Here is a 16363-nt window from a genome sequence, read left to right as displayed (position 1 = left end):
CTGATTGGACCGGGCGGTCACATTTAAGCATCCACCCGGTAAAACGCCTACGGCAACAACCCTTCAAGGCGCCCATACAAACGCTTTGGCAGGTCTTCATGGATTTCAATCAGTGCGCGTTCAATTGCACTTTGAAAGCCCTGAGCACCTGCCGAACCGTGACTCTTGACCACAATGCCCTGCAAACCGAGAAAACTCGCGCCGTTGTGCCGCGCCGGTGCCAGGTCGGCCTGCAGGCGCCGCATCAACGGCAATGCCAGCATGCCCACACAGCGACTGAACAGGTTGCGCCGGAACACCGCTTCAAGCCGGCTCGAAATCATGGTCGCCAGGCCTTCGCTGGACTTGAGCATGATATTGCCGACAAATCCGTCGCACACCACCACATCGGCCTCACCGCGATACACCCCGTCACCCTCGACAAAGCCGATGTAATGCAGCCCTGGTGCCGCCTGCAACAACGCCGCCGCCTCCTTGACCTGCTGGTTGCCCTTGACGTCCTCGGTGCCGACGTTAAGCAAGGCAACCCGCGGACGGGGCACACCCAGCGCCTGCGCGGCCACCGAACCCATCACCGCAAACTGGAACAACTGGCTGGCCGTGCAATCGACATTCGCCCCCAGGTCCAGCAACTGACAGTAGCCGGTCTGGGTCGGCACCGCCGCCACCATCGCCGGACGGTCGATACCCGGCAAGGTCTTGAGCACATGCCGCGACAAGGCCATCAGCGCACCGGTGTTGCCGGAACTGACACAAGCTTGCACCTTGCCATCACGGAGCAATTCCAGAGCAACGCGCATGGACGAGTCCGGCTTGCTGCGCAAGGCATGGGACGGCCGCTCATTCATGGCAATCACTTCAGAAGCGGGAGTAATCGACAGGCGCGAGCGATCCACAGCCGAATGGCCGGCAATCAGGGATTCAAGTATGGAGGGTTGACCGACGAGGGTCAGATGCAGCGAGGGAGTAGCAGACAGGCAGGCAATACAGGCCTGAACAATGCTGCGGGGACCGAAGTCCCCGCCCATTGCGTCGATCGCGATGACCTGAGCGGACAAGTGATTACTCGTCAGCGCCCTTGTCGATCACTTTACGACCACGGTATACGCCTTCTGGCGATACGTGGTGACGCAGGTGAATTTCACCGGTGGTTTTTTCTACAGACAGAGTGCTAGCCGAAAGAGCATCGTGCGAACGACGCATGTCACGGGCAGAGCGGGATTTTTTGTTCTGCTGAACAGCCATAATTGATTAACTCCTAAACGTTTGGGTCACGCTTTAACTGCGCCAATACACTGAACGGGTTGGACCGCGTTACCTCGTCCTCGCCTGGTTCGGGCTCATCGAGACCCGCCGGCTGCTGGCATTCTTCCGGATGATGAGCAGGCACAATGGGCAAGGCGAGCAAAAGCTCCTCCTCGATCAGTGCATGCAGATCCAATGGATCTTCGCCCAGTTCCAGCACGTCATAACCTTTCGGTAACGACTGGGTATTCGCACCCTCTTTCACCACGGCATAACTGCATTCGCTGTGGATCGGCAGGGTGACCAGCTCAAGACAACGCTGGCAAACCATCTTGACCTCGACGTCAATGGAGCTGTGTATTACCACAGATCTACGTTCGTCGCGCTCAAAAACAAATTTAGCCTGGACCGTTCCAACATCGTCGGAAAGCGGATCGCAGAGTCTCTCCAAATCAGCCAGCAACACTTCACCTTGAAGGGTAGTGCCACGATCAGCCAATTTGCGCGGGTCAACGTGAGGTGGAATCGGGTCATTCAACATAGGCGCAGCATTCTAGGGAGGACCCCTTCACGTGTCAAAGGAAATTGTGTCTGTGCGACATTGCGTACGAGCATTAGAATCGTCAACTGCCTACAGGAGTCGCGCATGCTACCTTTATTACTCGCTTCAAGCTCGGTTTATCGCCGCGATTTATTGTCTCGCCTGCGCCTGCCCTTCAGCTGCAGCTCGCCGGATATCGACGAAAGCCACCATCAAGGCGAAACTGCCACCGAACTGGTCAAGCGCCTGTCACTGGAAAAAGCCCGCGCACTCGCCGCCCGCCATCCGAATCACCTGATTATCGGCTCGGATCAGGTCGCCGTTCTCGACGGACGGATCATCGGTAAACCCCACACCCACGAAAAAGCACACCAGCAACTGACCACGGCAAGTGGCGCCAGCGTCAGCTTCCTGACGGGCCTGACCCTGCTCAACAGCCAGACCGGCCATTATCAGACCGACTGCGTGCCATTTACCGTACATATGCGCAACCTGAGCGCAGAGCAGATCGAGCGCTACCTGCGCGCCGAGCAACCCTACGACTGCGCAGGCAGCTTTAAAGCCGAAGGGCTTGGTGTGAGCCTGTTCCAGCGCACTGAAGGCGATGACGCCACCAGCCTGGTCGGCCTGCCGCTGATCCGGCTGGTGGATATGCTGCTTGCTGAGGGCGTCGAGATTCCCTGACCCACAAAAAAACCGGCATCGCCATGCCGGTTTTTTTGTTTGCAACATGCCTGTGGGAGCGGGCTTGCTCGCGATGGCATCAACACGGTGCATCTGACAGACCGCATCGCCTGCATCGCAGGCAAGCCAGCTCCCACAACAGCAAAGCAATCAGCGCAGCGTCGGCCCCTGAAAGCCCATCCACATGGCCAATTGCTCAGCCACGCTGGCACCGAGCTTTTTCGAGAAGCGATCGAACGCCGATTCCTGCACCGTGAAATCCACCAATTCCTTGGCACCGATCACGTCACGCGCGACCGAACTGGTATTGCCCAGCCCGTCGATCAAGCCCAACGGCAGTGCCTGCTGACCAGTCCAGACCAGGCCCGAGAACAGCTCCGGGTGCTCCTTGTCTTTCAGGCGATCACCACGCCCCTGCTTGACGCTGTCAATAAACTGCTGGTGCGTCACATTCAACACGCCCTGCCAGAACTTGGTCTCGTCCGGCTTCTCCGGCTCAAACGGATCCAGGAACGCCTTGTGGTCACCCGAGGTGTAGGCACGACGCTGGATCCCCAGCTTGTCCATCGCACCGACAAAGCCGAAACCTGCCGCCGTCACACCAATCGACCCGACGAGGCTGGCCTTGTCGGCGTAGATTTCGTCTGCGGCACTGGCAATGTAGTAAGCCCCGGAAGCGCCCAGATCGGAAATCACCGCATACACCTTGGTATCGGGATGCAAGCCGCGCAGACGACGGATCTCATCGTAGACATAACCCGACTGCACAGGGCTGCCGCCCGGGCTGTTGATGCGCAGCACCACGCCCTTGACCCGCGGGTCGTCAAACGCTGCCTGCAGGCTGGTGACCAGGTTGTCGGCACTGGCCGGCTCTTTATCGGCAATCGGCCCGCGCACATCGATCAGCGCGGTATAGCTGGAGCCGCCGACCGCGCTGCGTTCCATGCTCACCAGCGGAGTGAACAGCAACAACACCGCAATCAGGTAGCAGAACATCAAGACCTTGAAGAAAATACCCCAGCGTCGCGAGCGGCGCTGTTCCTGAATACCTGCCAACAAGGTTTTTTCCAGCAACCGCCAGCTTTTATCATCACCAACAGTGTTTTCAGCCGCAGAGGGCGCTTTCCATTGATCGACCATGCATTACCCCAGCAAAGATCTTAATTAGCCTGACGCTCAAGCCAGGCACGCAACTCGGGAAAACTGTCAATCGCCAACCGGGGCTCGAACGTCAGCAAGCGCTCCATTGATTGAGCACCATAGCCTACCGCAACCGAGTCGATACCCGCATTGCGCGCCATCAGCAAATCAAAGGACGCATCCCCCACCATCAACGCCTGCTCCGGGCGCACAGCGCAATCGGCCAGGATCTGATTAAGCATCAACGGGTCGGGCTTGCTGGCGGTCTCGTCTGCGGCACGGGTGATATCAAAGAAGTCCTCCCAGCCGTGAGCCTTGAGCACACGATCAAGGCCGCGACGCGCCTTGCCCGTGGCCACCGCCAGACGATAGCCCTGGGCACGGAAGGCTTCCAGCGATTCCCGCACCCCCGCAAACAACGGCGAGGGCTCGGCATCCATAGCGATATAGAGGTCGGCATAGTGCTGGCGGAAGGCAATGACCTCTTCAGGCGTCATGTCGGGGTAAAGGGTCAGGATCGCCTCGGGCAAGCCCAGACCTATAATCCCTTTTACAGCAGGCGCATCACGCTCAGGTCGCCCCGCACGCTGCGCCGCGCCCTGCATCGCCGTGACAATCCGACCAATGGAATCGGCCAGCGTGCCATCCCAGTCAAAAATGAGCAGCTTGTACTCAGTAAGGGGCACTCAGACGCTCCACGGTTTTGGCCCACATTTCATCAACCGGGGCCTGGAATTTCATTTCAGTACCATCGGGCATCGGCACGGTCAGCATATAGGCATGCAGAAACAGGCGCTTGCCGCCCAGGTCGCGGATTTCCTTGGAGAACCCTTCATCGCCGTACTTGCTGTCGCCGGCAATGCAATGCCCGGCATGCAGGGTATGCACGCGGATCTGGTGGGTACGCCCGGTAATCGGCCGCGCCTCGACCATGGTGGCAAAGTCGCCGAAGCGGCGCAGCACCTTGAACACTGTCACCGACTCTTTGCCTTCGTCTTCGTTGACTTCCACCATGCGCTCACCTGAGCGCAAGTTGCTCTTCATCAGCGGCGCACGCACCTGCTTGATGGAGGCCGCCCAGTTGCCGCGCACCAGGGCCATATAGCGCTTGTCGATACCATCGCCACGCAGGGCTTCGTGCAGGTGACGCAGCATGCTGCGTTTTTTCGCGATCATCAGCAGGCCGGACGTGTCACGGTCGAGACGGTGGACCAGTTCCAGTTCCTTGGCGTCCGGGCGCATCTGACGAAAGGCTTCAATCACGCCAAACGTCAGGCCGCTGCCGCCATGCACGGCGATACCCGCAGGCTTGTTCAATACAATCAGCGCTTTGTCTTCATAGACAATCGCCGCCTCAAGGCGCAGCAGCAAACCTTGCGCCACCGGCACCGGCTCGTCACGCTCAGGCACGCGAACCGGCGGCACGCGCACGATATCGCCAGCCTGCAGCTTGTACTCGGGCTTGATCCGGCCCTTGTTCACGCGCACTTCGCCTTTACGCAAAATGCGGTAAATCAAGGTCTTGGGAACGCCCTTGAGCCGAGCAAGAAGAAAGTTGTCGATGCGTTGGCCGGCATATTCCGGCGAGACCTCAAGCAGCTGGACGCTGGGGGTCGGGGGGGTAGTCGTCGTCATGCCGCGAATGATAACAATTTTTTATGGAATTGAAGCACTTAATCATTGCTGCTATAGTCGCGAACGCCGCCAAAAGCGGCCTGGACAGCGGATTAACGGTGAACAACCGGCCCTGACCAACGCTCTTGATCAGGACGCGAGGCCGTCCTACGGGGCTTTTGCTGGATACGCAAGACCTGGAGTTGTAACAAGCGCAGGTGACATGAGGCCTGAAGCGAGCCTGGAAAGCAGAGTGCAAACTCGCCTTTTACGCCGATATTCACGGCCAGTTCACAAAGTGCAGTCAGCCTCGGGAATTTCGAGCGAATGCTTCGGAAACAACGCCTTTATTAGCCATGATGCGTGAACTCCCCTTTTGGAGAACACGGTAAATGCCAACCCGCTGCGGATTCTGCGCGCGGCAGCACCCGAATTATCAGGGATACGTGTAGGGTGGAGATGCACAACCGCCGGACTGTGTAGCAATAGGCTTTATCAAGACGCTTCATCTCGTCCACAGCCGCCGGTTGATTCCTCCTCCTGACCAGACTTTTGCTTAAGAGGTGCTTTAGCACCACAGCAAGCAGGAAGCGTAAGTCGCGACTTCGCCCCCAAGGGTCGAACCTCGTTGTACACAGGAGTGGCCAACAACTCCTGACGCACCTGACACCGACCATGAGAAGTCGTGTGTGCCGAACGCCGTTTCCGGTAGCCCGGAAACCGACGGTACAACATGAAAAGAATGCTGATTAACGCAACTCAACCTGAAGAGTTGCGCGTTGCACTGGTAGATGGCCAACGCCTCTACGACCTGGACATCGAGTCGGGTGCTCGCGAGCAGAAGAAAGCCAATATCTACAAAGGCCGTATTACTCGCATCGAACCAAGCCTTGAGGCTGCCTTTGTCGATTTCGGCTCCGAGCGCCACGGCTTCCTGCCCCTCAAGGAAATCTCCCGCGAGTACTTCAAGAAAGCCCCTGAAGGCCGCGTCAACATCAAGGACGTCCTGAGCGAAGGCCAGGAAGTTATCGTGCAGGTCGAAAAAGAAGAACGCGGCAACAAGGGCGCAGCCCTGACCACGTTCATCAGCCTGGCCGGCCGTTACCTGGTGCTGATGCCGAACAACCCGCGTGCCGGCGGCATCTCCCGTCGCATCGAAGGCGAAGAGCGCAACGAACTGCGTGAAGCGCTGAACGGCCTGATCGCCCCTGCCGACATGGGCCTGATCGTGCGCACTGCCGGCCTTGGCCGCAGCAGCGAAGAAATGCAGTGGGACCTCGACTACCTGCTGCAACTGTGGACCGCCATTAAAGAAGCCTCGCTGGATCGCGCCGCGCCCTTCCTGATCTACCAGGAAAGCAACGTGATCATCCGCGCCATCCGCGACTACCTGCGCCAGGACATCGGCGAAGTGCTGATCGACAGCGTTGAAGCCCAGGACGAAGCCCTGACCTTCATCCGCCAGGTGATGCCGCAGTACGCCAGCAAGATCAAACTCTACGAAGACAGCGTTCCGCTGTTCAATCGTTTCCAGATCGAAAGCCAGATCGAGACCGCCTTCCAGCGCGTCGTTGAACTGCCTTCCGGCGGCTCCATCGTTATCGACCCGACCGAAGCCCTGGTGTCCATCGACATCAACTCGGCGCGCGCCACCAAAGGCAGCGATATCGAAGAAACCGCCCTGCAAACCAACCTTGAAGCGGCTGAAGAAATCGCCCGTCAGTTGCGCCTGCGCGACATCGGCGGCCTGATCGTCATCGACTTCATCGACATGACCCCGGCCAAGAACCAGCGCGCCGTGGAAGAAAAAGTCCGCGAATGCCTGGAAGCCGACCGTGCCCGCGTACAAGTGGGTCGTATCTCGCGCTTCGGCCTGCTGGAAATGTCCCGTCAGCGCCTGCGTCCATCCCTGGGCGAGAGCAGCGGCATCGTTTGCCCGCGCTGCAACGGCACCGGCATCATTCGTGATGTTGAATCGCTGTCGCTGGCGATCCTGCGCCTGATCGAAGAAGAAGCCCTGAAAGACCGCACTGCCGAAGTACGCGCCCAGGTGCCGATCCCGGTTGCAGCGTTCCTGCTCAACGAAAAACGCAACTCGATCACCAAGATCGAACTGCGCACCCGTGCCCGCATCGTCATCCTGCCGAACGATCACCTCGAAACGCCGCACTTCGAAGTTCAGCGTCTGCGTGATGACAGCCCGGAAGCCCACACCAACCAGTCCAGCTATGAAATCGCTGCCGCTGCTGCTGAAGTGGAAGAAGTTCAACCGGCTGCAGCCACCCGCACCCTGGTTCGCCAGGAAGCCGCGGTCAAGACTGCTCCGCCACGCACTTCGGCACCGGTTCCAACCGAAGCCGCTGCTGCACCGGTCGCGCCTGCACCTGCTGCCACCATCGCCGAGCCGAGCCTGTTCAAGGGCCTGGTCAAGTCGCTGGTCAGCCTGTTCGCCTCCAAGGAAGAGCCTGCTGCTCCGACCGTAGTCGAGAAGCCGGCAACCCCTGAGCGCCCTGCGCGCAACGAAGAGCGCCGCAACGGTCGCCAGCAAAGCCGTAACCGCAACGGTCGTCGTGACGAAGAACGCAAACCGCGCGAAGAACGTGCTCCACGTGAAGAACGTGCTGCACGCGAACCACGCGAAGAACGTAGCCCGCGCGAAGAAACTCCGGTTGTGGCCCAAGCCCCTCGCGAAGAGCGCGCACCGCGCCCACCTCGTGAAGAGCGCGCACCACGCGCACCGCGTGAAGACCGCAAGCCTCGTGGCGAACGCGAAGAACGCGTACGTGAACTGCGCGAACCTCTGGATGCAGCACCAGCCGTAGCCGCTGCTGCCGCTACCGCCGCTGTAGCTGAAGAGCGCCCGGCCCGTCAGCCGCGTGAAGAACGCCAGCCGCGCGCCCCTCGCGAAGAACGAGCACCACGCGAAGAGCAGGTTGTCGCCGCTGTTGAAGACGAAGAAGTGCTGACCGCTGAAGAGCAGTCCCAGGACGAGACCCAGGACAACGCCGAAGGCGATCGTCCACGTCGTCGCTCCCGTGGCCAGCGTCGTCGCAGCAACCGTCGTGAACGTCAGCGTGACGCCAACGGCAATGTGATTGAAGGCTCGGAAGAGAACAGCGAAGAAGGCACTGCCCAAAACGCTCCTGCCAATGCACCCGAAGTCGCCGCCGCTGTAGCCGTGACTGAAGTGGTTGCCACCCAGGCCATCAGCGCTCCAGCTGAAGCCCAGGCGCACCAGCAGGCAGAACGCGCCACCGAAGCAGCCCAGGAATCGGCCCCGACTGAAACCGTAGCCGTTGTTGAAGCCGACAAGGAAGTGCTGGTTGTTGAAGCACCAGCTGCCCAGGCGCCGGTTGTTGAAGCCGCTGCTGAAGAAGCAACCACGGTAGAAGCAGTCGTTGCCCAGGCACCCGCCGTTGAAACACCGGCTGTTGAAGCACCGGTTGTTGAAACGCCAGTTGTTGAAGCCCCTGTCGTGGAAGCCGTGACACCGATCGAAGCGGTCAAGGCACCTGAAGTTGAAGTCGCTCCGGCTCAGCAAGCACAGCCTGAAGTTCAGGCCGCTGCCGAACCAGTTGCAGCAGCACCCGAGCCTGTAGTCGAAACCGAGGTGCAAGCACCTGTGGTCGAGACTGCGGTGATCGAGAAGGCACCACAGCCTGCCCGCGAAGCCCGCGTAGTACGCGAGCACGTTGCAGAGCCTGCCGTTGCTGAAGCCGCCGCAGAGCGCGTGGCTGTCGAAGAACCGGCCGCACCTGCAGTCGTCGCCGTCGAAGCCGTGGTTGAAGCGGTCGTTGCCGCAGAGCCGGCTCCAGTCGAGGCTGTTGTGGCAACTGAAGTGGTTGAGGTCGTGGTTGCAACCCCGGCGGTCAGCGCCCCAAGCAATGGTCGTGCACCTAACGACCCGCGTGAAGTCCGTCGTCGCAAGCGTGAAGAGGCCGCTGCTGCAGCGGCAGCTGCCGCCCAGGCAACTGCGCACGAAGGCGTAGCCCAGGAAAAGGAACACGAGGATAAACCCCTCGCCTAATTCCAAAGGCCAATAAAAAGCCCCGCCAGTTCTGAACTGGCGGGGCTTTTTTTATTCCCCCAAGTCATGGCTTGCGGGCAATCAGAATGGCCAGAACGAGCGGCGCCCCTTCTCCAGCTCGCCACGACACTGGCCAAGCTGCGCACCATAGGTTTTGGACTGTTGCTCGACTTTGCGCGCCACCTGCATCAACCAGGGCTTGGCGCGATAGGTATTGCGACTGTATCCCCCCCTACCCTCGTGATATGCCAGGTACTGGTTGTAGGCATCCCACTTGGAGATCCCCAATTGCCGCTGGGTTCCAGCGGTGTACCAACCGATAAACATGATGGCGTCCGCGAAATTGTCGCGCGAGCCGGAACTGCCCATGCTGGCTTCAAAGTCACGCCACGCGGGGGGCTGGGCCTGCGCATAACCGTAAGACGGGCTGACCCTGCCCCACGGAATGACCCACAGAAGATAAGCGCGGGGCGGCAGCGCGTCGGCGACGAAGCTGCTTTCCTGCTTCATGATTGCCATCGCAACATGCACAGGGGTGCCCCAGCGTTCCTGCATCGCGACCGAGTCCTTGTACCAGGCCGGGTATTGGCGATAAATGCTGCACAGGTTGTTTTGATCTTTGGGCGGAGCAGTGACACACCCGGTCAACGTCACCAGGGCCAACGCCAGCGCCGCTACCGGTATAGGCTTCATTGATTGTCCAGACCCTTAATACAGGTTGGGTTCCATCTCCAGCTGCACCGCAAAGCGCTGCTCGATATCCGCCTGAATGCGTTGCGCCAGGGCCAACAACTGCAGACCGGTGGCCGACCCATAATTGACCAGCACCAGCGACTGCAGACGATGCACCCCGGCATCGGCCTCGCGAAAGCCCTTCCAGCCCGCAGCCTCGATCAACCAGCCCGCGGCCAGCTTTACCTGGCCATCCGCTTGCGGATAGCCGATCAGGCCAGGATGGGCCAGTTGCAACTCAGCAGCCAACACAGCCGACACCAATGGATTCTTGAAGAAGCTGCCAGCATTGCCCAACACCGCAGGGTCCGGCAGTTTTTCGCTGCGGATACTGCAGATGGCGCGGCTCACATCACTGGCCGTGGGTTGTTCAATGCCCTGTTCGGCCAGACGCTGACGCACCGGCCCGTACTCCAGATGCAAGTGCATGGCCCGGCTCAGGGCAAAGCGCACCCGCAAGATCAACCAGCGCCCGGCCTGCTGCTTGAACAGACTGTCACGATAGGCAAAGTTGCACTCGGCCAGGCTGAACTCGCGCAGCTCGCCGGTGTGCCGGTCGAGCGCCGTCAGGCCTGCAAAGACGTCCTTGATCTCAACCCCGTAGGCTCCGATATTTTGCATCGGCGCAGCGCCCACGGTGCCAGGGATCAGGCTGAGGTTTTCCAGCCCCGACAACCCCTGCTCCAGGGTCCACAACACAAAGGCATGCCAGACTTCCCCGGCCTCGGCTTCGACCACCACCCGCTCGCCGTCATCTTCCAGCAAGCGGATACCGCGACTGGCCATGCGCAAAACCAGCGCTGGCACATCGCCGGTCAACAGCAGGTTGCTGCCCCCGCCAATCACCAGCAGCGGTAATTTTTGCTCCTCGGCGCACCGCAAGGCCTGACGCACATCATCATCGTTGTGCGCCTGCGCCAACAGGCTCGCCTTCACATCCACGCCAAAGCTGTTGAACGGCTTGAGCGAGGCATTAACCTGCATGTCCAGACTCATGACTCCAGCAACCGCCGCACGCGCTCAAGGTCTTCAGCGGTATCCACACCGGCAGGCGGGGCTTCAAGCACGTCAGCCACATGAATACGCACGCCGTGCCACAGCGCTCGAAGCTGCTCAAGGCGCTCGGTGTTTTCCAGCCAGCAAGGGCCCCAGCTGACGAAATCATGCAGGAAGCCCGCGCGATAAGCGTAAATACCGATATGCCGACGGTAAGGCACGCCCGCTGGCAGTGCATCCGGCTGACGGGCGAAGTCATCCCGCGCCCAGGGCAACGTGGCGCGGCTGAAGGTCAGCGCCAGCCCGTTGATGTCACTGACCACCTTGACCACATTGGGGTTGAACAGGGTCTCGACGTCGTCGATCGGCTCGGCCAGGGTCGCCATGCTCGCTTCACTGTGGGCCGCCAGGTTGACGGCAACCTGATCGATCACCTGTGGCGGAATCATGGGTTCGTCGCCCTGCACGTTGACCACGATGGCATCGCTGGCCAGGCCCAGTTGCGTGGCCACTTCGGCCAGGCGATCGGTGCCCGACTCATGGTCGGCACGGGTCAGCAGTACCTCGGCGCCAAACGCCTTGCAGGCCTCGACAATGCGCGCATCGTCAGTGGCAACCACCACCCGCTGTGCGCTGCTTTTACAGGCCTGCTCCCAGACATGCTGGACCATCGGCTTGCCGGCGATCATCTGCAACGGCTTGCCCGGCAAACGGGTCGAGGCGAAGCGCGACGGGATAACGACGGTAAAAACCGGGATCATTTATCCAGACGCTCTTCGGCGGTGAGGGTGCGGGCCTCGGTTTCGAGCATTACCGGGATGCCATCACGGATCGGGTAAGCCAGGCCTGCGCCCTTGCTGATCAGCTCGGTTTTATCGGCGCTGAGCTTGAGCGGGCCTTTGCAAACAGGGCAGGCGAGGATATCGAGCAGTTTGGTGTCCATAAATGTTCCCCTTGAGATGAGTTAGGGTAAAAGACGATCAGGTAAAAGACGCAGCAATTGTTGGTCAAACCACAGTACAAAGGCCTGGGAAGGCACTGCGTCAACAGCCAGATACCACCAGTCGGGTGACGCAAAGTCGCGGCACTTCACCGCGTCTTTTTCGGTCATGACCACTGGCAATGCCGGCGAGAAATTCAATATGTCGGCGCTATAGGGCGCGTGATCGGCAAAAGCATGGGCAATTGGCCGCCAGTGTAGCGTTTCAAGGGTGGTGAAGAAACGCTGGGGGTTGCCGATACCGGCGACCGCATGCAGGGCTTGCTGCGCAGGGAAAAAGTCCAGCGCCTTGCGTTCCCCGCTCAGCAGATTGACCAGTGCAGTGGGTTGCAGTGCAAAGGCAAAACCGCCCTGCGGGTCGCTGGCCGCGCCGTTATACAGCACTGCATCAACACTCTGCAGACGCTCCTTCGGTTCGCGCAGCGGCCCGGCAGGCAGACACCGGCCATTACCCAAACCTCGGGCATTATCGATCAGCACCAGCTCCAGGTCCCGCGCCAGACGGTAGTGCTGCATACCGTCATCGGACAGGATCAGGTCCAGCGCCTCGCTGGCCAGCAGCGCCTTGACTGCCCGGCTACGGTCGGGGTCGATCATCAACGGCACACCGGTGCGCTGCACGATCAGCAAGGGTTCATCCCCTGCCTGCGCGGCGCTTTGCTCGGCGCGCACGCGCCACGGCAATTGAGGCGGGGTCGCGCCATAACCACGACTGACCACACCCACTCGCAGCCCCTTGCGCTGGCAATGCTCGATCAGCCACAGGATCAAAGGCGTCTTGCCAGTGCCGCCGACTGTAATATTGCCCACAACCACCAACGGCACCGGTGGGCGGTAGATCTGGCCCTCACCGGCAACAAAACGTGCGCGCTTGCGCTCCACGACCCGTCGGTAGAGGCACTCAAGCGGTCGCAACAGGGTCAGCAGCGGGTGCCCGCTGTACCAGGCGCGCAGTAACCGATCGGACATGGCCATCAGGGCGTCGTCTGCGCTTCAACAGTGGTCATGCGCAAATGCGTGAAACCCAGTTTGCCGGCTGCGTCCATCGCGGTGATGACCGCCTGATGTTGCGTTTTGCCATCGGCGCTGATGGACAGGGGCAAGCGGGTATCGCCGCCGGACTCTTTTTGCAAGGCGTCCATCAAGCTGGCCAGGTCATTCTTGGGCAACAACTGGTTATTCACCGAAAATACCCCGTCCGCGCTGATGGCGATATCCAGCTGCTTGCCGTTCTGCTCGTCGTTGGGCGAGCCGCTCACGGCCTCGGGCAAATCGACGCGCAACTGGGTTTCGCGGGTAAACGTGGTGGTCACGACAAAAAACAGCAACAGGATAAACACCACGTCAATCAATGACGCGAGGTTGATATCGACCGTTTCCCGTGGCTTGCGGCGAAATTTCACGCTTTGCTCCCAACCATGTCGACTTCACGGTCGCCCTGCACCACTTCCACCAGCTTGATTGCTTCCTGTTCCATGCCGACCACCAGGTCGTCAACGCGACGCTGCAGGAAACGATGGAAGAATACCGCCGGGATACCCACCATCAGGCCTGCAGCCGTGGTGATCAGCGCCTTGGAAATACCACCCGCCAGGATGGCAGCATTGGTGGTCATGCCCGAGCCCATGAACGAACTGAAAATATCGATCATGCCCAGCACGGTGCCCAGCAGGCCCAGCAACGGCGCCATTGCCGCGATGGTGCCCAGGGTATTGAGATAACGCTCCAGCTCGTGAATGACCCGCGCGGCGGCTTCTTCGATGCACTCCTTCATGATCTCGCGACCATGACGGGAGTTGGCCAGGCCGGCAGCGAGAATCTCCCCCAGGGGTGAGTCGGCGCGCAGCTGCTTGAGTTTTTCCTTGTCCATCTGTTTGTCTTTGATCCAGACCCAGACCTGACCGAGCAGATGCTCCGGGGTCACGCGACTGGCACGCAGGGTCCACAGGCGCTCGACAATAATGCCCAGCGCGGCAACAGAGCTCAGAATGATCGGCAGCATCATCCAGCCGCCGGATTTGACCAGTTCCCACACAGTGACAATCCCCTCGAAAAAGTGCGCCACTCTACCACAGGGGCAGCGTCAATCGCGCCAGAAGCGGCGTTGGTCACGCATGCTTTGAGCCTTGCCCGACACCCCGAGACGAAATTTCACCGCACCCTGCTCGGCGCTGTCCAGTACCTGCACCCCCAGCGCCTGATACCGGGCCATTACCTGCGGATGGGGATGACCGAAGCTATTACCATGCCCCCGGGATATCAGCACGATTTCAGGCGCCAGCGCCTTGAGAAACACCATCGACGACGAGGTCTTGCTGCCGTGGTGCGGGGCCTGCAACCAACGGGTGGGCACGCCCAGCGGGCTTTTCAGCAACTCACGCTCGGCCCTGGCATCGATATCCCCGGTCAGCAGCAACCGTTCATCGCTGGCCTGCACCTGTAGCACGCAGGACTTTTGATTGCTGTCGCTCGCCCCCGCCCACTGCCAGAGTGCAAACCGCACCCCGTCCCACTCCCAGCTGTGGCCACTGACACAGGGTTGCGCCCGCAACTGCGGCGCCAGCCCAGGTACATCACCGCTGACCACCCGCGCCACGTTGATCGCGCGCTGCACTGCCAGCGCGCCACCGGCATGATCGGCGTCAGCATGGCTGAGCAGCATCAAATCCAGCCCGCCAACGCCCAGAGCGCGCAAAACCGGCACCACCACCCGCTCCCCCTGATCCAGATCGCCGAACTTGGGGCCGGCGTCATACAACAGCGTGTGATTGCGGGTACGCAACGCAATGGCCAGGCCCTGGCCGACATCCAGCTGCAGCACCTCGACCTGACCGTGGGGGATCGGCTCCCGGGGCGCAAACAGCGCCAGCAGCACCAGCGGCCAGCCCAACGGCCGCAACACCAACCCCGCTGGCAACAACAGGATCAGCACTCCGCCAACACTCAACAACCAAAGGTAAACCGGCACCGATACGGGCAACCAGGGCTTGAACACATCGGCCAGCAAGCTCAACCCCTGCACCAGCACATCGATCAGGCCACCCGATAACCACAGCAGGTTTTCCCCCAGCCAGGGCACAGGCAGCAGCAAGGTCCCCAGCAGTGCCGTGGGCAGCACCGCCAGGCTGATCCAGGGCACCGCCAGCAGATTGGCCAGCGGCCCGGTCAGGCTGATGGGCAAATCAAGGATCCACAGCACCGGGAACAAGCCCAGGGCTATCAGGCCCTGAGGCCGCAGCCACATGGCCCGCCACCCCCACGCCCCCAAACGGCCGCCGAAGGTATAAAGCAGCACCGCCACGGCGCTGAATGACAACCAGAACCCCGCCCGCAAGCTCGCCAGCGGCTCGGCAATCAGCACCGCATTGAGCGCCAGCAAAAAAGGCAGCCAAAGCCCCAACTGGCGAAACCACAAACGCCATGCCAGCACCAGACCGAGCATCGCGCACGCCCGCTGCACTGGCACTTCAAAGCCGGCCAGCAGGCCATAGCCTGTGGCGCCGATAAACGCCAGGGCACACGCCCAGGGCAGCCACGGCAAAAAGCCCGGCCACAGCCCATAACGCGCCAGCAGGGCGACCAACCCGTAGATCAAGCCGGCAAACAGGCCGATATGCTGCCCCGAGATCACCAGCAAATGCACCGTGCCGGTGGCTTGCAGCAGCGCCCAGTCATCCCGGCTCAGGCCCGACCCGTCACCCAGGACCAGCGCTGCCAGCCAAGCGCCCCGGCCTTGGGCATCAACCCCTGACAGGCGTTGGCGCAAGCCGTCACGCCAGGCGTGGCTGGCGGCTTGCTGCAGCTGCCCCTGCTTGACCGTGCCGGTGGCACCGATGCGCTGCGCCAGTAACCAGGCTTCAAAATCAAACCCCTGGGGGTTGAGCAAGCCCTTGGGCTTCTTGAGCTTGACCGCCAGCCGCCAGCGTTCGCCGCTGTTCACGGAGGGCCCGCCATACCAGCTCAGCCTGATGGTCGCGGGCAGCGCGCCATGCCGCGACTTCGCCCCTTGCAACTCAAAACGAACGGACTTGCCGGACTGCTGCGGTAACCCGACCACACGCCCCTCAACCCAAAGCGTGCGCCCGTCGAATGAATCCGCCAGACGGTCATCCAGCGCCCTTTGCCCCTGCACGCAGGCCCAGCTCAACCCAAGCACAAAAAGCCCCAGCGGCCAGGCCCTGCAGGCCAACAGCAACAGCCCCGCCACCAACATCAGCAGCAACAACCGACAGACGGTAAAACCGGTAAAAAGCGCAGCGTCATCAGGCCCGCTGCCAGCGCCAACATCCCTGTGTACATGCCTATACTCAACTTATCCTTTTGACTCGGATTAGTTGGTCTCAGGCGTTCTGCGATTAAAAAAATGTCACAAAGTCTGAATAGG

15 protein-coding genes and 1 pseudogene are annotated in these 16363 nt (G+C 60.8%); 2 read left to right on the top strand and 14 right to left on the bottom strand.

What is annotated here, in order from left to right; genetic code table 11:
* Positions 1–47 precede the first annotated feature (47 nt).
* From plsX to BFC21_RS25305, 3 genes are read right to left on the bottom strand one after another with little or no spacing between them, the layout of a single operon-like run.
* Complete coding sequence (plsX, locus tag BFC21_RS25315) at positions 48–1058, bottom strand: phosphate acyltransferase PlsX (RefSeq protein ID WP_016779949.1); 1011 nt, start codon at positions 1056–1058, stop codon at positions 48–50.
* 4 nt (positions 1059–1062) lie between these two features.
* Complete coding sequence (rpmF, locus tag BFC21_RS25310; RefSeq protein ID WP_003442519.1) at positions 1063–1245, bottom strand: 50S ribosomal protein L32; 183 nt, start codon at positions 1243–1245, stop codon at positions 1063–1065.
* Between the two features lie 13 nt (positions 1246–1258).
* Complete coding sequence (locus tag BFC21_RS25305; RefSeq protein ID WP_016779948.1) at positions 1259–1786, bottom strand: YceD family protein; 528 nt, start codon at positions 1784–1786, stop codon at positions 1259–1261.
* A 105-nt stretch (positions 1787–1891) separates the two neighbouring features.
* Here BFC21_RS25305 and BFC21_RS25300 point away from each other — a divergent pair, with 105 nt between their 5' ends.
* Positions 1892–2470, top strand: a complete 579-nt coding sequence (locus BFC21_RS25300; RefSeq protein WP_120266604.1) for a nucleoside triphosphate pyrophosphatase — start codon at positions 1892–1894, stop codon at positions 2468–2470.
* A gap of 150 nt (positions 2471–2620) precedes the next feature.
* Here BFC21_RS25300 and BFC21_RS25295 read toward each other — a convergent pair whose 3' ends face one another.
* Genes BFC21_RS25295 through rluC form a run of 3 tightly spaced genes read right to left on the bottom strand, consistent with a single transcriptional unit; the run spans position 2621 to position 5245 of the window.
* Positions 2621–3610: a S49 family peptidase gene (locus BFC21_RS25295; protein ID WP_016779946.1), complete on the bottom strand. Its 990-nt coding sequence runs from the start codon at positions 3608–3610 to the stop codon at positions 2621–2623.
* Positions 3611–3630: 20 nt separating this feature from the next.
* Entirely contained in the window at positions 3631–4296 is a 666-nt protein-coding gene (locus tag BFC21_RS25290; RefSeq protein ID WP_088379260.1) for an HAD-IA family hydrolase, read from the bottom strand.
* A complete protein-coding gene (gene rluC / locus BFC21_RS25285; protein WP_016779944.1) occupies positions 4283–5245 on the bottom strand; it encodes a 23S rRNA pseudouridine(955/2504/2580) synthase RluC in 963 nt (320 codons plus the stop codon). Before rluC ends, BFC21_RS25290 begins: the two co-directional genes overlap by 14 nt.
* Before the next feature lie 721 nt (positions 5246–5966).
* Between rluC and rne the strand changes: the two genes are divergently transcribed.
* Positions 5967–9251 carry a ribonuclease E gene (gene rne / locus BFC21_RS25275; protein WP_120266603.1) on the top strand — a complete coding sequence of 1095 codons (3285 nt, stop codon included), beginning with the start codon at positions 5967–5969 and terminating at the stop codon, positions 9249–9251.
* Positions 9252–9332: 81 nt separating this feature from the next.
* Here rne and BFC21_RS25270 read toward each other — a convergent pair whose 3' ends face one another.
* The 8 genes and pseudogenes from BFC21_RS25270 to BFC21_RS25235 all read right to left on the bottom strand — a co-directional run bounded on the left by BFC21_RS25270 (position 9333) and on the right by BFC21_RS25235 (position 16278).
* Positions 9333–9944 carry a hypothetical protein gene (locus BFC21_RS25270; RefSeq protein WP_016779942.1) on the bottom strand — a complete coding sequence of 204 codons (612 nt, stop codon included), beginning with the start codon at positions 9942–9944 and terminating at the stop codon, positions 9333–9335.
* A gap of 15 nt (positions 9945–9959) precedes the next feature.
* Entirely contained in the window at positions 9960–10979 is a 1020-nt protein-coding gene (murB, locus tag BFC21_RS25265; protein WP_088379258.1) for a UDP-N-acetylmuramate dehydrogenase, read from the bottom strand.
* A complete protein-coding gene (gene kdsB / locus BFC21_RS25260) occupies positions 10976–11740 on the bottom strand; it encodes a 3-deoxy-manno-octulosonate cytidylyltransferase (RefSeq protein ID WP_016779940.1) in 765 nt (254 codons plus the stop codon). The genes murB and kdsB overlap by 4 nt, the downstream gene beginning before the upstream one ends.
* Positions 11737–11922, bottom strand: a complete 186-nt coding sequence (locus BFC21_RS25255; protein WP_086796064.1) for a Trm112 family protein — start codon at positions 11920–11922, stop codon at positions 11737–11739. Before BFC21_RS25255 ends, kdsB begins: the two co-directional genes overlap by 4 nt.
* Positions 11923–11943: 21 nt before the next feature.
* Positions 11944–12954: a tetraacyldisaccharide 4'-kinase gene (gene lpxK, locus BFC21_RS25250; RefSeq protein WP_120266602.1), complete on the bottom strand. Its 1011-nt coding sequence runs from the start codon at positions 12952–12954 to the stop codon at positions 11944–11946.
* Positions 12954–13382 carry a biopolymer transporter ExbD gene (locus tag BFC21_RS25245; RefSeq protein ID WP_088379256.1) on the bottom strand — a complete coding sequence of 143 codons (429 nt, stop codon included), beginning with the start codon at positions 13380–13382 and terminating at the stop codon, positions 12954–12956. The genes lpxK and BFC21_RS25245 overlap by 1 nt, the downstream gene beginning before the upstream one ends.
* Complete coding sequence (locus BFC21_RS25240; RefSeq protein ID WP_029611293.1) at positions 13379–14014, bottom strand: MotA/TolQ/ExbB proton channel family protein; 636 nt, start codon at positions 14012–14014, stop codon at positions 13379–13381. Before BFC21_RS25240 ends, BFC21_RS25245 begins: the two co-directional genes overlap by 4 nt.
* A gap of 48 nt (positions 14015–14062) precedes the next feature.
* Positions 14063–16278 (bottom strand): annotated as a pseudogene (locus BFC21_RS25235) (DNA internalization-related competence protein ComEC/Rec2).
* Positions 16279–16363 lie beyond the last annotated feature (85 nt).

The sequence above is a fragment of the Pseudomonas sp. TMW 2.1634 genome, assembly GCF_001703595.1.
Taxonomy (GTDB): Bacteria; Pseudomonadota; Gammaproteobacteria; order Pseudomonadales; family Pseudomonadaceae; genus Aquipseudomonas; species Aquipseudomonas fragi.
Note: the sequence above shows the minus strand (reverse complement) of the source record. Positions and strands in the feature narration are given on the sequence as shown.

Coding starts and splice junctions, on each gene's coding strand:
- BFC21_RS25305 (WP_016779948.1), bottom strand. CDS start 1,786: ATGTTGAATGACCCGATTCCACCTCACGTTGACCCGCGCAAATTGGCT.
- BFC21_RS25270 (WP_016779942.1), bottom strand. CDS start 9,944: ATGAAGCCTATACCGGTAGCGGCGCTGGCGTTGGCCCTGGTGACGTTG.
- rpmF (WP_003442519.1), bottom strand. CDS start 1,245: ATGGCTGTTCAGCAGAACAAAAAATCCCGCTCTGCCCGTGACATGCGT.
- kdsB (WP_016779940.1), bottom strand. CDS start 11,740: ATGATCCCGGTTTTTACCGTCGTTATCCCGTCGCGCTTCGCCTCGACC.
- lpxK (WP_120266602.1), bottom strand. CDS start 12,954: ATGGCCATGTCCGATCGGTTACTGCGCGCCTGGTACAGCGGGCACCCG.
- rne (WP_120266603.1), top strand. CDS start 5,967: ATGCTGATTAACGCAACTCAACCTGAAGAGTTGCGCGTTGCACTGGTA.
- BFC21_RS25300 (WP_120266604.1), top strand. CDS start 1,892: ATGCTACCTTTATTACTCGCTTCAAGCTCGGTTTATCGCCGCGATTTA.
- rluC (WP_016779944.1), bottom strand. CDS start 5,245: ATGACGACGACTACCCCCCCGACCCCCAGCGTCCAGCTGCTTGAGGTC.
- BFC21_RS25255 (WP_086796064.1), bottom strand. CDS start 11,922: ATGGACACCAAACTGCTCGATATCCTCGCCTGCCCTGTTTGCAAAGGC.
- murB (WP_088379258.1), bottom strand. CDS start 10,979: ATGAGTCTGGACATGCAGGTTAATGCCTCGCTCAAGCCGTTCAACAGC.
- BFC21_RS25295 (WP_016779946.1), bottom strand. CDS start 3,610: ATGGTCGATCAATGGAAAGCGCCCTCTGCGGCTGAAAACACTGTTGGT.